Source organism: Streptomyces chengmaiensis, assembly GCF_029846775.1.
Taxonomy (GTDB): domain Bacteria; phylum Actinomycetota; class Actinomycetes; order Streptomycetales; family Streptomycetaceae; genus Streptomyces; species Streptomyces chengmaiensis.
Genome location: NZ_JARWBG010000023.1, coordinates 1 through 21,666 on the forward strand (window position 1 = coordinate 1; position 21,666 = coordinate 21,666).

A 21,666-nucleotide genomic window follows, 5' to 3' on the forward strand; every position below is an offset into this window, starting at 1 on the left:
CGCCTTCTGCACCCTGCAACGACTGGCCCGGGCCCCAAAAGACGCGGCGCCGGCCTGAGCCTCTACCAAGTCGTCCGCGAGCTGCAGACACTCCTCGCTCTCTGGACCGGTGCCTGCCCCACCTGCCATCGCGACATACCCGCACCGCTACGGATCTGACCAAGCACTACTAGTGCCCCTCCCCCGGCAGGCTCTGCCCTGTCGCGCCGCCCTGCACGCTCCCCCACAGGCTCCGGCGTGGGCGGGACCCCCAGCCCCTGGGCCCTGCGGGCCCGGGATGGCGCCCCACGCTGCGCCGGCCAACAGCCCGAGCAGCTCCGCTACGAGGGTTCCCGGCCGCCCTGCCGTCTCCCCCCTCGCAGCCCTTCGGGTGCGGCCCAAGCACCGGACGACGCTCGTTGACGGGCGAACATCGCCGGTCGCGGAAACAGGCCCCGGCGAAGCCCTCTGCGGTACGGGGGGCCTGAGGGGCGCGGGGAACTGCGCGACGAGCCGCCGGCGGCCCGCAGGCTCGGCGCCGCGGCTCCGGCGATGCGCTCAGCCGCGGTGGTTCCCGCCGTTGCGGCTCTCATGGTTGCCATGGGCGGAGCGGTTGTCGCTGTCGCTGTCGCTGCCCTTGCCCGGGGCCGAGCCGTTGTCCCGGCTGTTCTCACCGCTGTTCGCCCGGCCGTTCTCGCGGCCGTTGTCCCTGCCGTACTCGCGGCCGTTCTCGCGGCCGTTGTCCCTGCCGTTCGCCCGGCCGTTCTCGCGGCCGTTCTCGCGGCCCGTGTGCAGCCGGCCGCGTACGTCCTCCGGCGGCAGGAACTTCGACCAGCGCTCGGGGAACTCCGACGGCATGTCCGCGCCGCCCTCGTCGTCGTCCTCCGCCTCCTCCTCGGCCTTCGCGCGGGCGACGATCGCCGCGGCCTCGGCGGCGCGAACGCGTTCGTTCGCGGCGCGGGCCGCGGCGGTGGCGACCGAGGGCCAGACGCGGTCGATCGCCGCGTTGACGGCAGCGCCGACGAGCACCGCGAAGGCGGAGATGCCGATCCACAGCAGGACGGCGATCGGCGCGGCGAGGGAGCCGTAGATCGTCGGGCCCTCCACCGTGTTGGTGAGGTAGATGCGCAGCAGGAAGCTGCCGAGCACCCACATCCCGAGCGCCACCAGCGCGCCAGGCACATCCTCGATCCACGGGGAGCGCACCGGCACGGACACGTGGTAGAGCGTGGTGAGGAAGGCGATCGACAGCAGGATGACGATCGGCCAGTACAGGACGGCGACGACCTCCATGCCCCATGGGACGATCTCCACGACCCGGTCCGGGCCGACCACGGCGAGCGGCAGCACCACCGCTCCGATCACCAGGGCGACGAGGTAGAGCAGAAAGGCGAGCAGCCGGGTGGCGACGATGCCGCGTTGCCCGTCGAGGCCGTACATCACGGTGATGGTGTCGATGAAGACGTTCACCGCGCGCGAGCCCGACCACAGGGCGATCGCGAAGCCGATGGAGATGATGTCGGGCCGCCCGCCCTTGGTGATGTCGTCGAGCAGCGGCCGGGCGATCTCGTCGACGCCGCGTTCGGACAGGACCGTGCCCACGGCGCTGAGGATGTTGGACTCGATGGAGGCGACGGTGGTGGTGTCGGTCCACGCGTCGATATAGCCCAGCAGGCCGATCATTCCGAGCAGCAGCGGCGGCAGGGACAGCAGGGTGAAGAACGCGGCCTCTGCCGCGAGACCGAGGATGCGGTACTCGATGCACGAGTTGACCGTGTCCTTCAGCAGCAGCCAGGCCATCTTCCGCTTTGAGACATTGCGGTAGAGGACCCGGGCCCGGTGGAGCCTGCCCGGGGGCCTCTGGGGTGTTTCATTTGCTGCCTGCACCTCCTTACCGTATCCGCATGGCAGCCACCACCCACACAGTGACCAACCAGGCTCCGCCCCTGGTGGGGTACGACGTCTATGCGTGCGACCGGGCCCTGACCGAGGGGGTCGAGCGGCATGTCGCGCCCGAACTCCTCGACGGCGTACGAGAGGAGCTCGGCGAGCTCGGCCGCGCGGCGGGCTCCGCGCAGGCCCAGGAATGGGGGGTGCAGGCCAATGAGCACCCGCCGAGACTGCGCACCCACGACCGGTACGGCCACCGGATCGACGAGGTCGACTTCCATCCGGCCTGGCACCGGCTGCTGGGGCGGGCCGTCTCCGCGGGCCTGACCGCCGCCTGGTCCCGGCCGGCCGGGCATGTGCGGCGGGCCGCCGGGTTCATGGTGTGGACGCAGGCGGAGGCCGGTCACGGCTGCCCCGTCTCGATGACCCATGCGGCGGTGCCCGCGCTGCGCGCCGACCCGGAGCTCGCGGCCGAGTGGGAGCCCCGGCTGACCTCCCGGGTGTACGAGCAGGGGCTGCGGCCCGCCGCGTCCAAGCCCGGGGCGCTGTTCGGGATGGGCATGACGGAGAAGCAGGGCGGCAGCGACGTACGGGCCAACACGACGGCGGCGAAAGCGCTTGCGGGCGAGGGCGAGTACGAGCTGACCGGGCACAAGTGGTTCTGCTCCGCCCCCATGTCGGACGGCTTCCTGGTGCTCGGCCAGGCGGCGGAGGGGCTGACCTGTTTTCTGGTGCCCCGGGTGCTGGAGGACGGCACACGGAACGTGTTCCGCATCCAGCGGCTCAAGGACAAGCTGGGCAACCGCTCGAACGCGTCGAGCGAGGTGGAGTTCGACGGGACATGGGCTCGCCGGGTCGGCGAGGAGGGCCGCGGGGTGCGCACCATCATCGAGATGGTGGCGGCGACCCGGCTCGACTGTGTACTGGGGTCGGCCGCGCTGATGCGGCAGGGCGTGGCGCAGGCGGTCCACCACGCCGGGCACCGCAGTGCCTTCGGCGGGCTGCTGATCGACAAGCCGCTGATGCGCAATGTGCTGGCCGATCTGGCGCTGGAGTCGGAGGCGGCGACGACGCTGGCGCTGCGGCTGGCGGCGGCGTACGACGCGGACACGGAGGAGGAGCGGGCGTTTCTGCGGCTCGCGGTGCCGGCCGCCAAGTACTGGGTGACCAAGCGCTGCACCCCGGTGGCCGTCGAAGCGCTGGAGTGCCTGGGCGGCAACGGCTATGTGGAGGAGTCGGGCATGCCGCGGCTGCTGCGCGAGTCGCCGCTGAACTCGATCTGGGAGGGTTCCGGCAATGTCCAGGCCCTCGATGTGCTGCGGGCGCTCCAGAGGGAGCCGCAGGCGCTGAACGCCTTTCTGGCGGAGGTGGGCAAGGCTCGGGGCGCGGACCACCGGCTGGACGGCGCGATCAAGGATCTGCTGACGGAGCTGGCCGACCTGGAGGGCATCGAGGCGCGGGCGCGCCGGCTGGTGGAGCGGATGGCGCTGGTGCTGCAGGGCTCGCTGCTGGTGCGGTGGGCGCCGCCGGAGGTCTCGGACGCGTTCTGCGCGTCGCGTCTCGGCGGCGACTGGGGGGCGGCCTTCGGCACGCTGCCGCACTCACTGGACCTGGCGGCCGTGGTGGAGCGGGCGCGGGCGGAGGTCTGAGGGTGCAAGGGGTTCCCCTGCGCCGGAGCCCTCCCGTGCGGCAGGGCCCGCGCCCGGCGGGGCCGGGGGTGCGGGCCCTGCGTCCGCACCCGGCGGACAGGGGGTGCGGGGGTCCCCCGCTTGGGGGAGGGCCGGGGGCATGGTTCCCTTGGGCGCATGCGCGTCACCACCTGGTCCCTCGAGCAGACGAGCCCCGACGGCCTGCCGGCCGTCCCCGCCCCCTCGGAGCACGTCACGGTCGTCCGCGCCGAAACGCCCTCGCCGGAGTTCAGCCGGTTCCTCTACACCGCCGTCGGCGGCGACATCCTGTGGACCGACCGCCTGGCCCTGACCTACGCCCAGTGGCAGGAGACGCTCGGCCGCCCCGGAACCGAGACCTGGGTCGCGTATGAGAAGGGGACGCCCGCCGGCTACGTGGAACTCCAGGCGCAGCCGGAGGGCGTGGTGGAGATCGCGTACTTTGGGCTGATCCCGGCCTTTCGGGGCCGCCGGATCGGCGGACATCTGCTGTCGTACGGCACCGCCCGCGCATGGGATCTCGCCGACCGCTGGCCGGGCCTTCCGCCGACCGAGCGGGTCTGGCTGCACACATGTTCCAAGGACGGCGAGCACGCGATGGACAACTACCTCCGCCGGGGCTTCACGCTCTTCGACACCAAGGTCGAGGAGGAGCCGGACGCCGTCACACCCGGCCCCTGGGCCGGCGCCCACGACTGAGCCGCGATTGAGCCGGCGCCGGTCCACGACCGGTCTGCCGCCGGTCCCGACGAAGCCGACAGCCGGTCCGCGCCGACCCGCGCCGACCCGCGACCGATCTGCCGCCGGTCCCGACGAGGCCCACAGCCGGTCGGCGCCGGTCCATGACCGGTCCACGACCGGCCCATGACCGGCCCATGACCGGTCCACGCCGGAGCCCACGGCCCGGGCGGGCAACCGAGTGACCCACCCCACACTGTCCCGCCAGTCGAGACATTCTTGTCCGCATTATGGATAGCAGTGGACTGGCCTCCGACCCCCGTGACACGCTTCCGTCATGTCTCGAGCTGGAATTGCCTTGGTGAGTCGGCGGCACGTCGACCTCGGCCGCATGTCCAGCGCCATCTGTCGGGCCTGCTGACAGCCCAGCACCTCCCCGTACAGCACGAGCTCTCCCACCTTCCTGAGCCCCTCCTGCCCCACGCCGCGCATCCGCGCGAGTGTGCAGGTCAGAGCCGCCCTCCTGCAGTCTCGAAGGACGTATCGACATGGCCGCCACCCCTGAGAAGCCCGCCTCCGCCGCGTCGCGCCGCAAGGCCGGACGCCACCGCGGCGAGGGCCAGTGGGCCGTGGGCCACTTCACGCCCCTCAACGGCAATGAGCAGTTCAAGAAGGACGACGACGGTCTCAATGTGCGGACACGCATTGAGACGATCTACTCCAAGGCCGGATTCCACTCCATCGACCCGAACGATCTGCGCGGCCGGATGCGCTGGTGGGGCCTGTACACCCAGCGCAAGCCCGGGATCGACGGCGGCAAGACCGCGATCCTGGAGCCGGAGGAGCTGGACGACGAGTACTTCATGCTGCGGGTGCGCATCGACGGCGGCCGGCTCACTACCCGGCAGCTGCGGGTCATCGGTGAGATCTCACAGGAGTTCGCCCGCGGCACCGCGGACATCACGGACCGGCAGAACGTCCAGTACCACTGGATCCGCATCGAGGACGTCCCCGAGATCTGGAACCGGCTGGAGGCCGTCGGCCTGTCCACGACCGAGGCGTGCGGCGACACCCCGCGCGTCATCCTCGGCTCGCCGGTCGCCGGCATCGCCGAGGACGAGATCATCGACGGCACACCGGCCGTCGACGAGATCCACCGGCGGATCGTCGGCAACAAGGACTTCTCCAACCTCCCCCGCAAGTTCAAGTCGGCGATCTCCGGCTCCCCGCTGCTGGACGTGGCGCACGAGATCAACGACATCGCCTTCGTCGGGGTGAACCACCCCGAGCACGGCCCCGGCTTCGACCTGTGGGTCGGCGGCGGGCTCTCCACCAACCCCAAGATCGGCGTACGGCTCGGCGCCTGGGTCCCGCTGGACGAGGTCCCGGCCGTCTACGAGGGCGTCATCTCGATCTTCCGTGACTACGGCTACCGCCGGCTGCGCACCCGCGCCCGGCTGAAGTTCCTGGTCGCCGACTGGGGCGCGGAGAAGTTCCGCCAGGTCCTCGAGGACGAGTACCTGGAGCGGAAGCTGATCGACGGGCCCGCTCCCGAGCAGCCGGTGACCCAGTGGCGCGACCACGTCGGGGTGCACCGGCAGCGCGACGGCCGCTACTACGTGGGCTTCGCCCCCCGCGTCGGCCGTGTCGACGGCGCCACCCTCACCAAGATCGCCGAGGTGGCGGAGGCCCATGGCTCCGGCCGGCTCCGGACCACCGTCGAGCAGAAGATGATCGTGCTCGATGTGGAGGAGTCGCAGGTCGAGTCGTTGACGGAGGCACTGGAGGCGCTGGATCTGCGGGTCAAGCCCTCGCCGTTCCGGCGCGGCACCATGGCCTGCACCGGCATCGAGTTCTGCAAGCTCGCCATCGTCGAGACAAAGGGCCGCGGCGCGTCCCTGATCGACGAGCTGGAGCGCCGGCTGCCGGACTTCGACCAGCCGATCACCATCAACGTCAACGGCTGCCCCAACGCCTGCGCCCGCATCCAGGTGGCGGACATCGGCCTCAAGGGCCAGTTGGTGCTGGACCAGGACGGCAACCAGGTCGAGGGCTTCCAGGTCCACCTGGGAGGCGCCCTGGGGCTTGAGGCCGGCTTCGGCCGCAAGGTCCGCGGGCTGAAGGTCACCTCCGCCGAGCTGCCCGACTACGTCGAGCGGGTCCTCAAGCGCTTCCAGGAGGAGCGCGAGGACGGCGAGCGGTTCGCCTCCTGGGCGGCCCGCGCCAGCGAGGAGGCCCTGTCATGAGCGGAGCGAGCGAAACCGGGGGCGACGTATGAGCGAGCGTGCCGCCCCCTTCTACTGCCCCTACTGCGGTGACGAGGACCTGCGTCCGAGCGAGCAGGGCCACGGCGCCTGGGAGTGCGCGGCCTGCAATCGGGCCTTCCAGTTGAAGTTCCTCGGGCTGCTGGCCCGCGGGGTTTCCCACAACGACGGCGGAGGGGACCGGATATGACAGCGACTCAGGGCGCGGCGAGAAGCGCGGAGGAGCTGAAGACGCTCGCCGAGCGGGCCGGGCGGGAGCTGGAGGAGGCCTCCGCGCTGCACATCCTGCGCTGGGCGGCAGAGACCTTCGGACCCCGGTTCTGCGTCACCTCTTCCATGGAGGACGCGGTGGTCGCCCATCTCGCCTCCCGCGCCCGCCCCGGCGTGGACGTCGTCTTCCTCGACACCGGCTACCACTTCCCGGAGACCATCGGCACCAGGGACGCGGTCGCCGCCGTCATGGACGTCAACCTCATCACGCTCACGCCGCGCCGGAGCGTCGCCGAGCAGGACGCGGAGCACGGGCCGAAGCTGCATGACCGCGACCCCGACCTGTGCTGCGCGCTGCGCAAGGTCAGGCCGCTGGAAGAGGGCCTGGCCGGGTACGACGCCTGGGCGACGGGCCTGCGCCGCGACGAGTCCCCGACCCGGGCGAACACCCCGGTCGTCGGCTGGGACGCCAAGCGGCAGAAGGTCAAGGTGTCGCCGATCGCCCGCTGGACGCAGGACGACGTGGACGCCTATGTCGCGGAACACGGCGTGCTGACCAACCCGCTGCTGATGGACGGCTACGCCTCCGTGGGCTGCGCGCCCTGCACCCGCCGGGTCCTTCAGGGCGAGGACGCGCGGGCCGGCCGCTGGGCCGGGCGCGCCAAGACGGAATGCGGGCTGCACGGCTGATGACGACCACGACGACCACAGAAGAGCACGACGAGCGGGAGACGCACGTGACTGGGGCCACTGTCTGGCTCACCGGACTGCCCAGCGCGGGCAAGACCACCATCGCCAACGAACTGGCGGGACGGCTGCGCGACGGAGGCCGCCGGGCAGAGGTGCTGGACGGGGACGAGATCCGCGAGTTCCTCTCCGCGGGCCTCGGCTTCAGCCGCGAGGACCGGCATGTCAACGTGCAGCGGATCGGCTTCGTCGCCGAGCTGCTCGCCTCGAACGGCGTGACGGTGCTGGTCCCGGTGATCGCCCCGTACGCGGACAGCCGCGAGGCGGTCCGCAAGCGCCATCAGACCGAGGGCACCCCGTATCTGGAGGTGCATGTCGCCACTCCGGTGGAGGTGTGCTCCGAGCGGGATGTGAAGGGCCTGTACGCCAAGCAGGCGGCGGGCGAGATCAGCGGGCTGACCGGGGTCGACGACCCGTACGAGGCGCCCGAGAGCCCGGATCTGCGGATCGAGTCCCACACCCAGACCGTGCAGGAGTCCGCCGAGGCGCTGTACGCGCTGCTGACCGAAAGAGGCCTGGCATGACGACCACCGTGGACGACACGTTGCAGGAAGACACGGACAGTCCGTTCGCGCTCTCGCACCTGGACGCCCTCGAGTCCGAGGCCGTGCACATCTTCCGCGAGGTGGCGGGCGAGTTCGAGCGGCCGGTGATCCTCTTCTCCGGCGGCAAGGACTCCATCGTCATGCTGCATCTGGCGCTGAAGGCGTTCGCCCCCGCGACCGTCCCCTTCTCCCTGCTGCACGTGGACACCGGGCACAACTTCCCGGAGGTCATCGAGTACCGCGACCGCACGGTCGCCCGGCACGGGCTGCGGCTGCATGTCGCGTCCGTACAGGACTACATCGACCGCGGGGCTCTCAAGGAGCGCCCGGACGGCACCCGCAACCCGCTGCAGACCGTGCCGCTGACCGAGGCGATCCAGCAGCACCGCTTCGACGCCGTCTTCGGCGGCGGGCGGCGCGACGAGGAGAAGGCCCGGGCCAAGGAGCGGGTGTTCTCCCTGCGGGACGAGTTCTCGCAGTGGGACCCGCGCCGGCAGCGGCCGGAGCTGTGGCAGCTCTACAACGGCCGTCACGCGCCGGGCGAGCACGTCCGCGTCTTCCCGCTCTCCAACTGGACCGAGCTGGATGTGTGGCAGTACATCGCCCGGGAGCAGATCGAGCTGCCCGAGATCTACTTCGCCCATGAGCGCGAGGTGTTCCGGCGCAACGGCATGTGGCTGACCTCAGGTGAGTGGGGCGGCCCCAAGGAGACCGAGACGACGGAGAAGCGGATGATCCGCTACCGCACGGTCGGGGACATGTCCTGCACCGGCGCCGTCGACTCCGACGCCACCACGCTGGACGCGGTGATCGCCGAGATCGCGGCCTCCCGGCTCACCGAGCGCGGCGCCACCCGCGCCGACGACAAGCTGTCCGAGGCGGCGATGGAAGACCGCAAGCGCGAAGGGTATTTCTAGACATGAGCACAACCACCCCCTCCGCCGCGTCCGCCGCGTCCGACGGGCTGCTGTCGGCCACCACCCTGCTGCGCTTCGCCACCGCCGGTTCGGTGGACGACGGCAAGTCCACCCTGGTGGGCCGGCTGCTGCACGACTCCAAGTCGGTGCTCGCCGACCAGTTGGAGGCCGTCGAGCACGCCTCCCGCTCCCGCGGCCAGGAGGCCCCTGACCTGGCGCTGCTGACGGACGGGCTGCGGGCCGAGCGTGAGCAGGGCATCACGATCGACGTGGCGTACCGCTACTTCGCCACCCCGCGCCGCAGGTTCATCCTCGCCGACACCCCGGGGCATGTGCAGTACACCCGGAACATGGTGACGGGCGCGTCCACAGCCGAGCTGACGGTCATCCTGGTCGACGCCCGCAACGGGGTCGTCGAGCAGACCCGGCGCCATGCCGCGATCGCCGCGCTGCTGCGCGTGCCGCATGTCGTGCTGGCGGTCAACAAGATGGACCTGGTCGGCTACGAGGAGCAGGTCTTCGCCGCGATCGCCGAGGAGTTCACGGCGTACGCGACCGAGCTGGGCGTCCCCGAGGTCACGGCCGTCCCGATCTCGGCGCTCGCCGGGGACAACGTGGTCGAGGCGTCGGCGAACATGGGCTGGTACTCCGGGCCGACCGTGCTGGAGCATCTGGAGACGGTGCCGGTCAGCCATGACCTGACCGGCTGCCACGCCCGGCTGCCGGTGCAGTATGTGATCCGGCCGCAGACCGCGGAGCACCCCGACTACCGTGGCTACGCGGGGCAGATCGCCGCGGGCGCGTTCCGGGTCGGCGAGCAGGTGACCGTGCTGCCCTCCGGCCGCACCAGCCGGATCAAGGGCATCGACCTGCTCGGCGAGGCGGTGGACATCGCCTGGACCCCGCAGTCCGTCACGCTGCTGCTCGAGGATGACATCGACGTCTCCCGCGGCGATCTGATCGTGCCGAGCGGCGACGCCCCGGCGACGTCCCAGGATGTCGAGGCCACCGTCTGCCATGTGGCGGACGAACCGCTCAGGGTCGGCCACCGGGTGCTGCTCAAGCACACCACCCGCACGGTCAAGGCGATCGTGAAGGAGATCCCGTCCCGTCTGACGCTGGACGACCTGTCCCAGCATCCGGACCCGGGGCAGCTGGTCGCCAATGACATCGGCCGGGTCGTGGTGCGCACCGCGGAGCCGCTGGCGATCGACGCGTACGCGGACTCCCGGCGCACCGGATCGTTCCTGCTGATCGATCCGGCCGACGGCACGACGCTGGCGGCCGGCATGGCCGGAACGTCCTTCGCCGCCACCGCCGAAGCCGCCGAGGCCGCGGCGGCGGATGACGACGGCTGGGACTTCTGATGGCCGACGACTTCTTCGGGACCTTCGCCAAGGAGGGCGGCCGCGTCGGCGGAGGCGCCCTCGGCGCGGGGGCCGGCGGGGTGGCGCGATGTGGGCGCTGACCTGCCCGCCGTACTGCCCGCCGCGCAGTCGAAGACCCGAACCCGCCGCCAACCCGGCCGCGTCACCCGGCGATCCGAGGTGATGTGAGAGCCGGGCCGACGAGAGGAACCCCTCCCGTGCCAGCCCCTCGCACCTCCCCGCGACGCACCCGCACGCGCACCGTCGCCCTACGCCGCGCTCTGGCGTTCGCGGCGGCGCTGCCGCTGCTCGCCGCAGCGCTGACCGCGTGCGGCTACGGCTCCCAGGCGCAGCAGAACGACGACGCCGTGCCGGTCGCCCGGGGGAAGAAGCTGTCGGCCGACACGGTGCGGATCGGGTACTTCCCCAATCTGACGCATGCCACGGCGCTGGTCGGGGACCAGGAGGGCTTCTTCCAGAAGGAGCTGGGCGGCACCCGGGTGTCCACGGCGAGCTTCAATGCGGGCCCCTCGGAGATCGAGGCGCTGAACGCAGGCTCCCTCGACATCGGCTTCATCGGCCCCTCCCCCGCGATCAACGGCTACACCAAGGCGAAGGGGCGGAATCTGCGGATCGTGGCGGGTGCGGCCTCCGGCGGGGTGAAGCTGGTGGTCGACCCGGAGAAGATCAGGACCCCGGGCGACGTCAAGGGCAAGCGGATCGCCACTCCCCAGCTGGGCAACACCCAGGACGTGGCATTCCTCGACTGGATCGCCCAGCAGGGCTGGAAGGTCGACCCGCAGAGCGGCAAGGGCGACGTCTCCGTGCTGCGCACCGACAACAAGGTGACCCCGGACGCCTTTGCCTCCGGCTCCGTCGACGGGGCGTGGGTGCCCGAGCCGACCGCATCTCAGCTGGTCGCGAAGGGCGCGAAGGTGCTGCTCGACGAGGCCTCGCTGTGGCCCGGGAAGAAGTTCACGATCACGAATGTGATCGTGTCGCAGAAGTTCCTCGACAAGCACCCCGATGTGGTGGAGGCGGTGCTGCGGGGCGCGGTGAAGACCAATGAGTGGATCAACGCCAACCCGGAGAAGGCGAAGCGGTCCGCCAATGCGCGGCTGGCGAAGCTGACCGGCAAGCCGCTGCCCGCCGAGGTGATCGACCCGGCGTGGCCTTCGATCCGCTTCACCGACGATCCGCTGGCCGCGACCCTGCGGGCGCAGGCCGGGCACGCGGTGCAGGCGGGGCTGCTGGACGAGACTGCCCTCGCCGAGATCACCGGGATCTACGACCTGGGGCCGCTGAACAAGGTGCTCGCCGCAGAGGGCAGACCCGCCGTCGCCGACGACGGCCTCGGCGTCGGCAGGCGGTAGCCGTGTACGCAATTCGACCCACAGCAGGACTCAGGAGGTGACGACCATGGCCCAGACCGCGCAGACCCTGACGAAGGACACGGTGCGCCGGGCCGGGGACCGTTCGACGACGGACTCCGCCCTCGCTCCCGCCGCCGCTCCGTACGCGGCCCGCATCGAGCATGTCTCGAAGTCCTTCGCCGGGCCCGCGGGGGCGCAGCCCGTCCTGGACGACATCTCCCTCGATGTGGCGCCCGGTGAGTTCGTCACCCTGCTGGGGGCGTCCGGCTGCGGCAAGTCGACGCTGCTGAACCTGGTGGCGGGCCTGGACCGCCCGAGCGCCGGCTCGATCACCACCGACGGCCGGCCGGCCCTGATGTTCCAGGAGCATGCCCTGTTCCCGTGGCTGACCGCGGGCAAGAACGTCGAGCTGGCGCTGAAGCTGCGGGGGGTGCCCAAGCGGGACCGGCGCGGTGAGGCCGAACGGCTGCTGGAGCTGGTCCGGCTGGGCGGCGCGTACGGCAAGCGGGTGCACGAGCTGTCGGGCGGCATGCGGCAGCGCGTGGCGATGGCGCGGGCACTGGCGCAGGACAGCCGGCTGCTGCTGATGGACGAGCCGTTCGCGGCGCTGGACGCGATCACCCGGGATGTGCTGCACGACGAGCTGACCCGGATCTGGCGGGAGACGGATCTCTCGGTGCTGTTCGTGACGCACAACGTCCGTGAGGCCGTGCGGCTGGCGCAGCGTGTGGTGCTGCTGTCGTCGCGGCCGGGCCGGATCGCCCGGGAGTGGACGGTGGACATCGACCAGCCGCGCCGCATCGAGGATGCCGCGGTGGCGGAGCTGTCCGTCGAGATCACCGAAGAGCTGCGTGGGGAGATCCGCCGTCATGGCCGGCACTGATACGGGTACGACCGGGACGCGTGCCGACGCCGCCGCGGCCGCCGTCGCCAAGAGCGATGATCTGGCCGGTCTGGAGGCGGGCCTGGATGCGCTGGAGTCGGTGCAGACGCGCCGTACACCGGTGCGCGAGGTGCTGCTGAAGAAGGTGCTGCCGCCGCTGACTGCGGTGGCACTGGTGCTGGTGGTGTGGCAGCTCCTGGTGTGGGTCAAGGTCACCGAGGAGTACAAGCTGCCCGCTCCATCCGCGGTGTGGGACAGCCTGTCCGAGATGTGGTTGCAGGGCACGCTCCACGAGGTCGTCTGGACCTCGGTCTCCCGAGGTCTGCTGGGCTTTCTGCTGGCGCTGGCCATCGGCACCCCGCTCGGACTGCTCGTGGCGCGGGTGGCGTTCGTACGCGCCGCGATCCGGCCGATCCTGTCAGGACTTCAGTCGCTGCCGTCCGTGGCCTGGGTGCCGCCCGCGGTCATCTGGCTGGGTCTCAATGACGCGATGATGTTCGCGGTGATCCTTCTGGGCGCGGTGCCGTCGATCGCCAACGGCCTGGTGTCGGGTGTGGACCAGGTGCCGCCGCTGTATCTCCGGGCCGGGCGCACGCTCGGCGCGACGGGGCTGCGCGGCACTCTGCACATCGTGATGCCGGCGGCGCTTCCCGGCTATCTGGCCGGACTGAAGCAGGGCTGGGCGTTCTCCTGGCGGTCCCTGATGGCCGCGGAGATCATCGCCTCCTCGCCGGAGCTGGGTCTGGGCCTGGGGCAGCTGCTGGAGAACGGCCGGAACAACTTCGACATGCCCGGCGTGTTCCTCGCCATCCTGCTGATCCTGATCGTCGGCATCGCCATCGACCTGCTGATCTTCAGCCCGCTGGAGCGCTGGGTGCTGCGCAGCCGCGGTCTGCTGGCCAGGAGCTGAGGCACTGTCATGCGCCACCACATCAACAGTCCTGCCGGGCGGCGACCCGTGCTGCTGGTCATCGCGCACGGCAGCCGCGATCCGCGGCACGCCGCGACCGTGCACGCCCTCGTGCGCCAGGCTGCCGAACTGCGTCCCGGGCTGCGGGTGGAGACCGCGTTTCTGGACTTCAACGCCCCGTCCGCACCGCGGGTGCTGGAGCGGCTGGCGGACGAGGGAGCACGCGATGTGGTCGCCCTGCCGCTGCTGCTGACCCGCGCCTTCCATGCAAAGGCGGACATCCCCTCGGTGCTGCGGGCCGCTCCGGCGGCGCTGCGCATCCGCCAGGCGGAGGTGCTCGGCCCTTCGCCGCTGCTGCGCGGCGCGCTGGAGCGCCGACTGTTCGAAGCCGGCCTCGGCCCCCGCGACCGCTCCGACACCGGACTGGTCCTGGCCTCGGCGGGCTCCACCGACCCGGAGGCGATCGCAGTGATCGCTGAAATGGCGCGGGAGCTGCGGCACACCGGTTGGTGCGCCGTGCGGCCTGCGTTCGCCTCCGCTGCTCTTCCACGGACCGGGCAGGCGGTACGGGCGCTGCGCGCCGAAGGCGTCCGGCGCGTCGCCGTCGCGCCGTATGTGATCGCACCGGGCCGGCTGCCGGACCGCATCGCCGCCGGGGCGAGTGAGGCCGGGGCGGATGTACTGGCCGACGTCCTCGGCCCGGCCCCGGAGCTGGCCCGGCTGCTGCTCCGGCGCTATGACGCCTCCGCGCGGAGTGAGGATCTGCTGGCGGCGGTCGGCTGAGCCGCAGGCTGCCGGTGCGGGTCCGCTCGAGTTCGAGGAAGTCGGCGTGGCCCACGAGGGTCCGACTGCGGAAGTCCGGGCCGGTCCGACTGGCCCGGAAGTCCGGGCCCGTCCGGCCTGTTGCGCGTGGGCCTGTTGCGCGTGGGCCGGTTCCGCGACGGGTTCACCCTGCGTCGGCGCGAGCGCCGAAGTGCGTGCCCTGGTGGAAGTAGAGCAGCCAGCGTCCCTCCGTCAGCCGCCACAGCGAGCTGCGGTGGGTGCGCTGGGCTCCTGACTCGGTGTCGAAGGTCAGATGCACCACGTCGGGAGCGAGCCGGACGCCTCTCATATGCGAGGCGGTGACGGGGCGTTGCGCGGATTCGAGGCGCGTGGTGAGGGCTGCGGTGACGGTGTCGCGGTTCCAGGTGCGGCCGGAGGCGCCGATCCCGCAGAAGTCCGGGTGCAGCAGTTCGGCGAGTTGCTGGGGCGAGACGCGCACGGCCGGGTCGAGCAGCCTGAGCTCCGCCTCCATGGCGGCGCCGACGGGGTCCGCGGGCTCAGTCGGCATCGGTCAGCTCCGCCAGTTTGACCACGGTGTTCCAGTTGCGACTGGTGGCGGTGACCTCCTTGAACAGGGACGGCCTGGCAAGCGCTTCGGCGAGCTTGGAACGGCCCATGCCCTCGGGGAGGTAGAGGTACAGCGCCCTGTCGCCGAGACGGAACTCCTCGGGGAGAAAGGCCTGTGGGTCGACCGGTGCGAGCCCGGCGGGGTCGACGGCCTCGGAGAGAAAGGTGACATGGAGCTGCTTCCCCTCCAGCGAGGCGGCGGGGAACGGGCAGGCGTCGATGACCGCGCGCAGATAGTCGCCGCCGCGCACCAGGCAGTCCACGTCGAACCCGAAGCGGTCCTCGACGGCCTTCTCCAACTCCGCCGAGAGCGCCTGCTCATCCGCGGACTCGCTGGAGAAGACGGCGTTCCCGCTCTGCAGATAGGTGCCGACGTCCGTGTGGCCCAGTGAGGCGAGGACCTCACGCAGAGCGGCCATCGGGACCTTTCTGCGGCCCCCGACGTTGATCCCGCGCAGCAGCGCCGCATACCTCGTCGTCATCGTCACACCATATGACGGCCGCCGTGCCCCGTGGGGGAGGGCACGGCGGCCGCGCGCGGCGGAAGGCCGACGGGGCGGGAGGCCGTGCGGGGCCTCCGGTGGAAAACCCTGTCTGATTGACGCGCCCGGATCAAGTGCGTCATACAGCCGTGATCTGCTCCACAAGCTTACGCAACAGGACCGCGGAAATCCGGCCGGACCGCACCGCGTCAGGACCCTGCCGTTCGAGGACCGGGCCCCCTGCCCGTGGGCGGCCATGGAGAACATGGCGACATGGGCACGCTTCGGAGACTTCTTCTGGGATTCGATCACGCGGAGGACACGATGCGAGACTGTGCCGCGTGATGGACGAGGCACAGGCCCGACGGCTGCTGACGGCGACCGGACTGCCCGCGGAGGGCGCGAAGCTTCTGGCCCTCGGCGAGAACGCCGTGTTCGAGACGGGTGAGCTCGTCGTCAAGGTCGGCCGGAGCGCCGAGTTGACGCCCCGCGCCGAGCGGGAGCTCGCCGTCGCCGCCTGGCTCGCGGAGTCGGGCGTTCCCGCGGTACGGGCGGCGGAGCCGGAGCCGCGGCAGGCCCTGGGCTGCCCGGTGACGGTGTGGCACCGGCTCCCCGACGCCGTACGCCCCGCCGCACCGGAGGATCTGGCGGTACTGCTGCGCCGGGTGCACGCACTGCCCGCCGCGCCCTTCGCCCTGCCGCGGCGGGAACTGCTGGGCGGGGTGGAGCGGTGGCTGCGGCTTGCGGGGGACGCGGTCGACCCGGCCGACGCCGTATATCTGCGCGAGCGGGCCGACCGCCTCCGTGCGGCGACCGCCGGACTCGCGCCGAGGCTGACGCCCGGCCCGGTCCACGGCGACGCGCTCCCCCGAAACGTCCATGTGGGCCCGGACGGCCCCGTGCTGCTGGACCTGGAGACCTTCTCCTCGGACGCCCGCGAGCACGACCTGGTGGTCATGGCCCTCGCCCGCGACCGCTACGGGCTGTCTCCCGAGGCCTATGCGGCGTTTGTGTCGGCCTACGGATGGGACGTACGCGACTGGGCCGGCTGCGAGGTCCTCCGCGACGCCCGTGAGACGGCGAGCTGCGCCTGGGTGGCCCAGCACGCGCCGGCGAACCCGCGCGCCCTGGCGGAGTTCCGCCGCCGGGTGGCGTCCCTCCGCGACGGCGACACACGGGTCCGCTGGCACGCCTTCTGACGCATCGCCGCTGCCGCGGCGAGGGGTGCGTCCCCCTGCCCCCCTTCCCCTGGCCGGGGCAAGCCCCCAGCCTCCCCGCCGCCAGACCGGCGGCCCCACACCCCTGCCCGGGGCTCGACCGCTTCGCGCCGTGGCCCACGGCGCGAAGCCTGAAGGCTCTGTCCTCTGTGGCCTGAAGGCCGTGTGCGTCCTCAGGCGCCGGACGGGCTGGGCTCGGGCCGTCCCGGCGCCTGAGGACCGGAGCCACGTTCCTGCCCCTTGGGGGCAGCTCCCTGGAGGTGCCCCTGAGCACCTGCCGAGGTACGGGAGGAGACGGCCGGGGAACATCGAGGCACGGATCGTGTCCGTGGTCCGGGAGTCCGTGGTCCGGAGATGCGGGGGCGGGGCGCCTCACGCCCGGGGGCACTCCGGTCGGCCTGAACGGAGGGCCGGCAGGCCCCGCCGGCGACCGGAGCGCGGGGGCCCGGGGCGGAACCCCAGGGCGAAGGGCCCCGAAGTCAAACCCCGCCAGCGGGCACCCCGGAGCGGAGCCCGGCGAAACCCGGCGGAACCCAAGACTCAAGGCCTCGATCAAACCCCGCCTGCAGGCGCCCCCGGGCGAAGTCCGGCGGAATCCGAGACGCGGGGCCCGGGGCGGAGCCCCGGTTCCGGGAGGGGCGGCGCAGCAGGAGACGGCGGCAGCGCGCGCAGCGGCCAGGACGGGTCGACCACCGCGCCCGCGTCCCCCTTGCGGCGCAGAAAGCGCTGGAAGTCCGACGCCCACTGGGCGTACCAGTGAATCTGACGTTCATGCAGCTCCGCAGGAGTCAGCGCGGCCACGGCCTTGTGCCGCCCGGCTATCGCCCGAGCCACCCGCACGGCGGCCAGCGCGTCCGCGCCCGCCTCGTGGGCGTCGTCCAACCGGATGCCGTACTCGGCGCAGACGGCCTCAAGGGTGCGCTTGCCCTTGCGATAGCGGTCGACGGCACGGTCGATCGTGTAGGGGTCGATCACCGGGCCGGTCCCGGCCGTCGCGTATCCGCGCTCGGCGAGCGAGGGCAGCCCGTGCCGTCGCAACTCCGCACTGAGCAGCGTCAGATCGAACGCCGCGTTGTACGCGACCACCGGCACACCGCGCCGCCAGCAGCCCGTCAGCGCCTCCGCGATCTCGTCGGCGACCTCCCGCGCCGGCCGCCCCTCCGCCGCCGCCCGCTCACTGCTGATGCCGTGGATCGCGGACGCCTGCGGCGGAATCCGCACGCCCGGGTCGGCCAGCCAGGTACGCCGCGCGACGCCCCGTGGCCCCACCTCGACGATCGCCGCCGTCACGATCCGCGCCTCGAGCGGCTCGGTGCCGGTCGTCTCCAGGTCGAAGCCGACGAGCGGCTCAGCGTGCCAGGCCATGTTCCCCCCTTGTGCACGTGGGGCTCCCCTGCCGGTTCCCCACCGGTCTCCACCCTGGCACGCGCCACTGACAACGCCGGGCTGCGACCTTGTCTCAGGACACCGGGCGCGAATCCGCCCAGAACGACTCGAACTCCTCGCGATAGGTCTGGAACAGCCCGTTGTCGGGATCGACGCCCGCCTGCACCACGGCACGCCCGCCGCCCCGCAGGACCAGCACCGGCGCCTCCATCCCGCGCGCCTTGCGCAGATAGGACTGGACGACCGCCACGCCGTCGGGGCCGTCTCCGTCCACCAGATAGGCGGTGAAGCGGGGGGTTTCGTCGAAGACCTGGATCTCGAACGCGCCCGGATCGCGCAGCCGGGCGCGGACCCGGCGCATATGGAGGATGTTCATCTCCACCGTGCGGCTCAGCTCGCCCTTTTTGAGGCCCAGTTCGCGCTCGCGCCGTTTGACGGCGCTGCTCGCCGGGTTGAGGAAGAGCAGCCGCACCCGGCAGCCGGACTCGGCCAGCCGCACCAGCCGGCGGCCGGAGAAGTTCTGCACCAGCAGATTGAGGCCTATGCCGATCGCGTCGAGGCGGCGTGCGCCGCCGAAGAAGTCCTCGGCGGGGAGCTGACGCAGCAGCCGCACCCGGTCGGGGTGGACGGAGACCACGTCCGCGTACCGGTCGCCGACGAGATCCTCCACGGCGTCGACGGGGAGCCGGTCCGCCGAGGGGACGCCGGCCCCGCCGCCCAGTATCTCCAGCAGCCGCGCCGAGGCCCGCTCCGCCTGGGCGAGCACCGCCTCGTTCAGCGCCCGGTTGCGGGAGACGATGTTCCGGGCGACCTCCAGCTCGTCGAGCGCCAGCTCGACGTCCCGCCGGTCGTCGAAGTACGGCTCAAAGCAGGGCCAGTGCTGCACCATCAGCTCCCGCAGCTGGGGCAGCGTCAGAAACGACAGGACGTTGTCGTCCGCCGGGTCCAGCAGATAGCCCTTGCGCCGCGAGACCTCGCGGACCGCGACCGCGCGCTGCACCCATTCCTGCCCGGCGGGACCTGCCGCGGCGACCACCCAGTCGTCGCCGTGGACGGGTTCGTACACCGGCCGCAGCACCGCGGCCACCACCGCCCGCAGCCGCTGCTCGACCAGATTCAGCCAGATGTACGCACGTCCCGCGCGCTGGGCGCGGGTGCGCACCTCGCTCCAGGCGTCCGCGCCCCAGTCCAGCTCCGCCCCGATCTCCACCGGTCTGGCGAGGGAGACCGCCCCGGGCGGTACGTCGGAGGAGCCCCCCTCGTGACCCGCTTCACCGGGGGGTAGCTCCAGCCCTCCCGAGCTCACCCGCGCACCGCCTTCCGTGCCCCCTCCAACGATCAAGGAAGGGTACTCCGCCTGTGGGACGCCATGCAGCGTATCCACCGGGACGTTTCCCAACTCCCTTAAGCTGCTTCCGGTTTCCCGTCGGCGATGTCTGCCCACGTGAGCGGATTCATAGGGATTGCACCCCCGGGCGATGGAGGGAAACCGATGTTGACCGCGCCGTCCACGCCTGTCGGCAGCGGGATCGAGGCGTGAGCGACGATACTTGCGGGGACGATCCGGGCCGAGGGCCCCCAGCACCCGGATCAGAAGTGGAAGAGTCATATCTATGCAGGTCTGGCCGGGACAGGCGTATCCCCTGGGCGCGACGTACGACGGCGCCGGCACGAACTTCGCGGTGTACTCGGAAGCCGCACGGCGTATCGAGCTGTGCCTGCTGTACGACGACGGCTCGGAGACGGCGGTGGAGCTGCGGGAGACCGACGCCTTTGTGCGCCACGCGTATCTGCCGGGTGTGATGCCGGGGCAGCGGTACGGCTTCCGCGTCCACGGCCCGTACGCCCCGGAGCGCGGGCAGCGGTGCAACTCCGCCAAGCTCCTCCTCGACCCGTACGCACGTGCGATCTGTGGGTCCGTCGACTGGAACGAGTCGGTGTACGGCTATCACTTCGGCCGCCCCGACTCGCGCAACGATCTGGACTCCGCGCCGCACACGATGACCTCGGTGGTGGTCAACCCGTACTTCGACTGGGGCGACGATCGCCCGCCGCGCACGGACTACCACCGCACGGTGATCTACGAGGCCCATGTGAAGGGCCTGACCATGCTCCATCCGGAGCTGCCCAAGGAGCTGCGCGGCACCTACGCGGGGCTGGCCCACCCGGCGGTGATCTCTCATCTGACGGAGCTGGGCGTCACCACGCTGGAGCTGATGCCGGTGCATCAGTTCGTCCACGACAACCGCCTGGCGGACATGGGGCTGAGCAACTACTGGGGCTACAACACGATCGGCTTCTTCGCCCCGCACAACGCCTATGCCTCCTGGGGCGACCGCGGCGAGCAGGTGCTGGAGTTCAAGCAGGCGGTCAAGGCGCTGCACCAGGCGGGCATCGAGGTGATCCTCGACGTGGTCTACAACCACACCGCAGAGGGCAATCATCTGGGGCCCACGCTCTCCTTCCGGGGGCTGGACAACGCCTCGTACTACCGGCTGGCCGCCGACCGCCGCTACTACACCGACACCACGGGGACCGGGAACTCGCTGCTGATGCGCAGCCCCCACGTCCTCCAGCTGATCATGGACTCGCTGCGGTACTGGGTCACCGAGATGCACGTCGACGGCTTCCGCTTCGACCTCGCGGCGACACTCGCCCGGCAGTTCCACGAGGTGGACCGGCTGTCCTCCTTCTTCGACCTGGTGCAGCAGGACCCGGTGGTCAGCCAGGTCAAACTGATCGCCGAGCCCTGGGACGTCGGCGAGGGCGGCTACCAGGTGGGGAACTTCCCGCCGCTGTGGACGGAGTGGAACGGCAAGTACCGCGACACGGTGCGCGACCTGTGGCGCGGAGAACCGCGGACGCTTGCGGAGTTCGCCTCACGGCTGACGGGCTCCTCCGACCTCTACCAGGACGACGGACGGCGGCCGCTGGCCTCCATCAACTTCACCACGTGCCATGACGGCTTCACGCTCCACGATCTCGTCTCGTACAACGAGAAGCACAACGAGGCGAACGGCGAGGGCAACCGCGACGGGGAGAGCCACAACCGGTCCTGGAACTGCGGGGCCGAGGGCGAGACCGAAGACTCCATGGTGCTGGCGCTGCGCGAGCGGCAGATGCGCAACTTCATCGCCACGCTGATGCTCTCCCAGGGCGTGCCGATGCTCAGCCACGGCGACGAGTTCGCCCGCACCCAGCGCGGCAACAACAACGCGTACTGCCAGGACAACGAGCTCTCCTGGGTGCACTGGCCGAAGGCGGGGAGCCGGGAGGAGGGCTCGCTGCTGGCCTTCACCCAGCAGATGGTGTGGCTGCGCCGGGACCATCCCGTCTTCCGGCGGCGGCGGTTCTTCCACGGCCGCCCGGTGGAGGGCACACATGACGAGCTGTCCGACATCGCCTGGTTCACCCCCAAGGGGGAGGAGATGACGCAGCGGGACTGGCAGGCGGCGCATGCCCGGGCGCTGACGGTGTTCCTTAACGGACACGCCATCTCGGAGCCGGGGCCCCGCGGGGAGCGGATCTCCGACGACTCGTTTCTGCTGATGTTCAACGCCAGCGCGCAGGATCTCGACTTCACCGTGCCGGTGAACCACGGCCGCCAATGGGAGGTGGTGGTGGACACGGGGCAGCCGGAGGGGGTTCCTCCGGGGCAGGGGCCGAAGGTGGCGGCCGGGGAACGGGTGCGGCTTGCCGGGCGGAGCCTGGCGGTGCTGCGCAGACCCGCGTAGCAGCCCCAGGGGGCTTGGGCCGGCCGCT

General features: G+C 71.4%; 20 protein-coding genes. 15 read left to right on the forward strand and 5 right to left on the reverse strand.

Translation table 11 applies throughout. From position 1 onward, the window contains the following. Positions 1 to 537: 537 nt before the first annotated feature. Positions 538 to 1,866 carry a YihY/virulence factor BrkB family protein gene (locus QCN29_RS20060; protein ID WP_279929757.1) on the reverse strand — a complete coding sequence of 443 codons (1,329 nt, stop codon included), beginning with the start codon at positions 1,864 to 1,866 and terminating at the stop codon, positions 538 to 540. Positions 1,867 to 1,883: 17 nt separating this feature from the next. Here QCN29_RS20060 and QCN29_RS20065 point away from each other — a divergent pair, with 17 nt between their 5' ends. The 13 genes from QCN29_RS20065 (at position 1,884) to QCN29_RS20120 (ending at position 14,213) form a co-directional block, all read left to right on the forward strand. Next, positions 1,884 to 3,518, forward strand: a complete 1,635-nt coding sequence (locus QCN29_RS20065; RefSeq protein ID WP_279929758.1) for an acyl-CoA dehydrogenase family protein — start codon at positions 1,884 to 1,886, stop codon at positions 3,516 to 3,518. A 156-nt stretch (positions 3,519 to 3,674) separates the two neighbouring features. After that, positions 3,675 to 4,235, forward strand: coding sequence for a GNAT family N-acetyltransferase (locus QCN29_RS20070; RefSeq protein ID WP_279929759.1), 561 nt, complete (start codon positions 3,675 to 3,677; stop codon positions 4,233 to 4,235). Positions 4,236 to 4,551: 316 nt separating this feature from the next. After that, positions 4,552 to 4,635: a putative leader peptide gene (locus tag QCN29_RS37140; RefSeq protein WP_398859568.1), complete on the forward strand. Its 84-nt coding sequence runs from the start codon at positions 4,552 to 4,554 to the stop codon at positions 4,633 to 4,635. Between the two features lie 127 nt (positions 4,636 to 4,762). After that, on the forward strand, positions 4,763 to 6,460 hold the full coding sequence (locus QCN29_RS20075) for a nitrite/sulfite reductase (RefSeq protein WP_279929760.1): 1,698 nt from the start codon (positions 4,763 to 4,765) through the stop codon (positions 6,458 to 6,460). 28 nt (positions 6,461 to 6,488) lie between these two features. After that, complete coding sequence (locus QCN29_RS20080) at positions 6,489 to 6,668, forward strand: hypothetical protein (protein ID WP_240138298.1); 180 nt, start codon at positions 6,489 to 6,491, stop codon at positions 6,666 to 6,668. Beyond that, positions 6,665 to 7,378, forward strand: coding sequence for a phosphoadenylyl-sulfate reductase (locus tag QCN29_RS20085; protein WP_279929761.1), 714 nt, complete (start codon positions 6,665 to 6,667; stop codon positions 7,376 to 7,378). The genes QCN29_RS20080 and QCN29_RS20085 overlap by 4 nt, the downstream gene beginning before the upstream one ends. Further along, positions 7,378 to 7,959 carry an adenylyl-sulfate kinase gene (gene cysC, locus QCN29_RS20090; protein WP_279929762.1) on the forward strand — a complete coding sequence of 194 codons (582 nt, stop codon included), beginning with the start codon at positions 7,378 to 7,380 and terminating at the stop codon, positions 7,957 to 7,959. The genes QCN29_RS20085 and cysC overlap by 1 nt, the downstream gene beginning before the upstream one ends. Then, entirely contained in the window at positions 7,956 to 8,897 is a 942-nt protein-coding gene (cysD, locus tag QCN29_RS20095; protein WP_279929763.1) for a sulfate adenylyltransferase subunit CysD, read from the forward strand. The genes cysC and cysD overlap by 4 nt, the downstream gene beginning before the upstream one ends. Positions 8,898 to 8,899: 2 nt before the next feature. Further along, complete coding sequence (locus tag QCN29_RS20100; RefSeq protein ID WP_279929764.1) at positions 8,900 to 10,264, forward strand: sulfate adenylyltransferase subunit 1; 1,365 nt, start codon at positions 8,900 to 8,902, stop codon at positions 10,262 to 10,264. Between the two features lie 218 nt (positions 10,265 to 10,482). Further along, positions 10,483 to 11,637 (forward strand): ABC transporter substrate-binding protein, encoded by a 1,155-nt coding sequence (locus QCN29_RS20105; protein WP_279929766.1) that lies wholly within the window; start codon positions 10,483 to 10,485, stop codon positions 11,635 to 11,637. A 46-nt stretch (positions 11,638 to 11,683) separates the two neighbouring features. After that, positions 11,684 to 12,520: an ABC transporter ATP-binding protein gene (locus tag QCN29_RS20110; RefSeq protein WP_240138292.1), complete on the forward strand. Its 837-nt coding sequence runs from the start codon at positions 11,684 to 11,686 to the stop codon at positions 12,518 to 12,520. Beyond that, entirely contained in the window at positions 12,507 to 13,430 is a 924-nt protein-coding gene (locus tag QCN29_RS20115) for an ABC transporter permease (RefSeq protein ID WP_279929768.1), read from the forward strand. Before QCN29_RS20110 ends, QCN29_RS20115 begins: the two co-directional genes overlap by 14 nt. 9 nt (positions 13,431 to 13,439) lie before the next feature. Then, positions 13,440 to 14,213 (forward strand): sirohydrochlorin chelatase, encoded by a 774-nt coding sequence (locus QCN29_RS20120; protein ID WP_279929770.1) that lies wholly within the window; start codon positions 13,440 to 13,442, stop codon positions 14,211 to 14,213. Between the two features lie 163 nt (positions 14,214 to 14,376). Here the strand turns inward: QCN29_RS20120 and QCN29_RS20125 are convergent, their stop codons facing one another. Then, entirely contained in the window at positions 14,377 to 14,760 is a 384-nt protein-coding gene (locus tag QCN29_RS20125) for a nuclear transport factor 2 family protein (protein ID WP_279929772.1), read from the reverse strand. Then, the gene (locus tag QCN29_RS20130) at positions 14,750 to 15,301 is read right to left on the reverse strand and encodes a DUF1697 domain-containing protein (RefSeq protein WP_279929773.1); all 552 of its coding nucleotides are present in this window, start codon (positions 15,299 to 15,301) and stop codon (positions 14,750 to 14,752) included. The genes QCN29_RS20125 and QCN29_RS20130 overlap by 11 nt, the downstream gene beginning before the upstream one ends. Positions 15,302 to 15,645: 344 nt before the next feature. Between QCN29_RS20130 and QCN29_RS20135 the strand changes: the two genes are divergently transcribed. Further along, on the forward strand, positions 15,646 to 16,500 hold the full coding sequence (locus tag QCN29_RS20135; protein ID WP_279929843.1) for a phosphotransferase enzyme family protein: 855 nt from the start codon (positions 15,646 to 15,648) through the stop codon (positions 16,498 to 16,500). Positions 16,501 to 17,070: 570 nt separating this feature from the next. Here QCN29_RS20135 and QCN29_RS20140 read toward each other — a convergent pair. Together QCN29_RS20140 and QCN29_RS20145 are read right to left on the reverse strand one after the other, a co-directional pair. Continuing rightward, the gene (locus QCN29_RS20140; RefSeq protein ID WP_279929774.1) at positions 17,071 to 17,883 is read right to left on the reverse strand and encodes a 3'-5' exonuclease; all 813 of its coding nucleotides are present in this window, start codon (positions 17,881 to 17,883) and stop codon (positions 17,071 to 17,073) included. A gap of 94 nt (positions 17,884 to 17,977) precedes the next feature. Continuing rightward, entirely contained in the window at positions 17,978 to 19,210 is a 1,233-nt protein-coding gene (locus QCN29_RS20145; RefSeq protein WP_279929775.1) for an SAV2148 family HEPN domain-containing protein, read from the reverse strand. A gap of 307 nt (positions 19,211 to 19,517) precedes the next feature. Between QCN29_RS20145 and glgX the strand changes: the two genes are divergently transcribed. Next, positions 19,518 to 21,638, forward strand: coding sequence for a glycogen debranching protein GlgX (gene glgX, locus QCN29_RS20150; protein ID WP_279929776.1), 2,121 nt, complete (start codon positions 19,518 to 19,520; stop codon positions 21,636 to 21,638). Positions 21,639 to 21,666 lie beyond the last annotated feature (28 nt).